The sequence below is a fragment of the Nostoc sp. NOS(2021) genome, from assembly GCF_017115025.1.
Lineage (GTDB): Bacteria > Cyanobacteriota > Cyanobacteriia > Cyanobacteriales > Nostocaceae > Nostoc.
Genome location: NZ_JABXKM010000157.1, coordinates 1 through 3,437, shown reverse-complemented (window position 1 = coordinate 3,437; position 3,437 = coordinate 1). Strand labels below are relative to the sequence as shown.

Below are 3,437 nucleotides of genomic sequence, written 5' to 3'. Positions count from 1 at the left end.
CCTAATCCCTAATCCCTAATCCCCAATCCCCAATCCCCAATCCCCAATCCCTACTCTTGAGTCGGTTTCGGTCGCTTGATGGGTTTAGGAGCGGGCGTTTTTGGTATAGGTTTTGACACCACAGAGGGGTCGCCACCTGCGCCTGTTTTCTTGATGGGACGAGGCGTTTCGCCACTACTGCGTCTGGGGGGGAATGGTTTTCTACCACCAGCACCACCACCGCCACCAGCACGAGGGCCACCTTTGAATGGTGGTTTGCGTTTTTTGGGCAAGTCAGCGATCGCCTCAGCTTTTTCTACTACCAAAACGTCAGCTTCTCGCTTGGCTTGGAAGTCCCAGAATTTTCCCACTGCTTTAGTGGTCAGCACACCCCTCAATTTCAACTTAAAATACTTGGGTTTGTCAGTTGATTTGCGTGGAGCCTGCCTAATTTTGACTACCAAGCTCTTAGCGTCAAAAGACTGGTATACTACTTCACCACGAACAGAAAAACCACCATCTGCAACTTCTGATGAGGGTATCAGGGCAGTTGTACTTAGTTCAGAGTTCTCGGATAAGCCATCATCAGGTGTCTGTAACTCTTGCAACTCCAAATCTGACTCGTCCTCATCTGTTGAGTTTTTAGCCAGATTTTCTGGCTCCCAAACTCCGACGATTTGGATGTGCAAGGTATCATCTTCTTGTCTTGTACGTGGATATACCACCCACAAATGTTCTTTTTCTAAGTCTAGGTGATTCTTGACTAAGCTCATAATCCGGCCTAGGAGGACGGCATTGAGTTCTACACCATCTGCGGTCAGCAGCGTACCTTGAGTAAATTGTTCGCTGCTAGCATGATAGCGACCCCGGACTAACCCGATCGCTCGATATTGCATCGGCTCACTGGGAGGCGGAATCGGTTGCAGTCGATTGACCAAGTTCCCATTTGAGTCAGTCTCAATGGGGTTGACTGGTGAATTTTCAACTTCTTTAGAGGAGTGGGCTGCTATGTGAACATTAGCGGCTGCCTCTACGTTAGTTGGGCCCTGGTTAGAGGCAGAAGAATTGGAGGATTCAGGCAACGGCATCAGGTCGGAATTCATAAAAACTCCTTGCGGCACAGACACATCCCATTGTGGGATTTTACAAAGGCAGCTGGAAAGAGCATTTGTGCGATTGATGAAAGTATATTGGCTTTTCACAAAGTCACACTAGCGTACTCTACACAATCCTAAAGGCGCTAAATTTAGTGTATAAACACTAAATGTGTAATTTAGCGCCTTTACACTAGTTTGGGAAGCATATCATAGCTACAATTCTGACGGCTCCTCCTAAAGTCATCACTTACTTTAGCAGTGTAGATAGTTAATTGTTATAAAATTCACAGGCAATTGGCGGTATTCCGCAAAGTTTTGGAAATTTTTAACTTTACGATTTGTGTAAATGATAATGTCATTAAAATTTAGGAGAAAGACAAAACTGTGTCTCAACCGCGCAATCGTTGGATAGTTCAAGTCGTCTTGGCACTGGCAATTCTTGCTTTTGTGGGTGTTTCGGTGATTCCCATAATTGGAGCATTTAATAATACGCCACCCTCAAACCAGAATACTGCTAGCAGCAGAGGCAGTTTGTCCTCCGCTGACCAAAAATCAAAACTGGAAGACGAAGTACGGGGTTATGAACAGGTTTTGCAAAGGGAACCAGAAAATCAGACTGCGCTTAAGGGCCTATTACAGGGGCGGCTGCAACTACTGAGTCAAAAAGAAAAAAGTGAGGTTAAACCAGCTGATATCCAAGTCGTCATTGAACCCCTAGAAAAGCTAGCGAAGCTGAATCCCGAACAATCAGAATATTCTGTGCTACTGGCTCAAGCCAAACAGCAAATTGGCGATCGCGAAGGAGCCGCTCAAGCTTATCGCTCGATTTTGTCCACCAAACCAGGCGATTTGAAGGCTTTGCAAGGAATGGTGGCTCTGTTGATCAGTCAGCAACGCCCCGAAGCAGCCATTGGTTTGCTGCAAGAAACCCTCTCTAACGCACCCCAAATAAATACAATTCAGCCTGGAAGTGTAGATACAGTAGCCGTGCAGGTGCTGTTAGGTTCTGTTCACGCTTCCCAGAAACGCTACGCTCAAGCTAGCTCTGTATATGACGAGGCAATTAAGAAAGATCCCAAGGATTTTCGCCCCGTTGTGGCAAAAGCGATGCTCCTGAAACAACAGGGTAAAAACGCAGATGCAAAACCTTTCTTTGATCGTGCCGCAGCTTTAGCACCTGCTCAATACAAAGACGAAATTAAAAAGGCAGCAACGGTTTCCCCGATTCCTAATCCTGCTGCATCTCCCGCGCCTTCATTGGAAAGTACGCCCAAGTAATGGGCATTGGGCATTGGGCATTGGGCATTGGGCATGGGGCATTGGTTATTAATTCTTCTCCCTCACTCCCTCTGCTTCCCTGCTGCTCCCCTGCTTCTTCCCCTCACGCTCCTTCAATGGCAGTAACGACACCAAAGACCAAAAACAGGCATCCGCCAATCAGGGTGAGTTGACGCTCAGAAATGCGTCCGGCAATCATTTTGCCGCCGATAACTGCGATCGCAGCACAAATGGCATGTCCTAAAATTGCACCTATTGTGACTCCAATGGGATTATTACCTGCTGCTAGGGCAATGGTGGCAAATTGCGTGCGATCGCCCCACTCTCCCATAAATGTCAACACAAAGGCTTCTATGACAATTGCTAAGGAAGTCTTTTGCTTGGGTAACTGCAAATCTGCTTTTTTCACCGCAGCTTCGGCCTCTTCCACAACTTCTGTATCACAAGCAGCAGCGGACATCTTACTAGCGTCATACAGCAGCTTGATACCAAAGGCAATAAATAAAGCTATTTCGGCGTAATGAATATAAACTTTAGGTAATAAAGATACCGCTTGTCCAAATAGCACCGAAAGGATTGTCATCGCGGCTAAAGCAGCTGTCACACCTATAAATACTAGCCGCCGCGGGTGGTGCATTGCCAAAATCACAGCAATAAAAAATGTTTTATCGCCTAGTTCTGAAACTGTAATTAGTAATAAAGCTGCGGTAAAAGCTGTTAACACTCTCTCAAGCTCCTGAAGAATCGTTTACCGATGTGAAGCTTGATGAGAGCCAAAAGACCTCACCAAGTTTCACACTTTTCGGTGTGAACTTAGTGAAGGTCTCGCTTTCAAATATTGATTACTTGCCATCTGAACCAGGCTCATCGCCAGTATGTTGATTCAGATGTACTGGCTTTTTATTTTTTTAGCCAGCAGCTACTCCCCTTCTATGCGATTCTTACCATACATCTTTTTCAGGTATAAGTCAAGTTTAGGGACGAATAGCACTTACTTAACCTAGATTTAGATCCCCGACTTCTTGAAGGATGCTGCTGGCGAATTAGGGGTCTAACCCATACTAGGTTAGACCCCCGATAAGT

General features: G+C 46.0%; 3 protein-coding genes. 1 reads left to right on the top strand and 2 read right to left on the bottom strand.

Going from position 1 to position 3,437, the window contains the following annotated elements; all coding sequences use genetic code 11:
- Window positions 1–50 precede the first annotated feature (50 nt).
- Window positions 51–1,082 carry a hypothetical protein gene (locus HWQ41_RS19720; protein ID WP_292766365.1) on the bottom strand — a complete coding sequence of 344 codons (1,032 nt, stop codon included), beginning with the start codon at window positions 1,080–1,082 and terminating at the stop codon, window positions 51–53.
- A 378-nt stretch (window positions 1,083–1,460) separates the two neighbouring features.
- Here HWQ41_RS19720 and HWQ41_RS19715 point away from each other — a divergent pair, with 378 nt between their 5' ends.
- Entirely contained in the window at window positions 1,461–2,354 is an 894-nt protein-coding gene (locus HWQ41_RS19715; RefSeq protein ID WP_292766362.1) for a tetratricopeptide repeat protein, read from the top strand.
- A 103-nt stretch (window positions 2,355–2,457) separates the two neighbouring features.
- On the opposite strand, the gene HWQ41_RS19710 is transcribed toward HWQ41_RS19715, so the two are convergent.
- On the bottom strand, window positions 2,458–3,078 hold the full coding sequence (locus HWQ41_RS19710; protein ID WP_292766360.1) for a TMEM165/GDT1 family protein: 621 nt from the start codon (window positions 3,076–3,078) through the stop codon (window positions 2,458–2,460).
- Window positions 3,079–3,437 lie beyond the last annotated feature (359 nt).

Excerpts from the sequence above, each read along its gene's own strand:
- HWQ41_RS19720 (WP_292766365.1), bottom strand. The coding sequence starts at position 1,082 with ATGAATTCCGACCTGATGCCGTTGCCTGAATCCTCCAATTCTTCTGCC.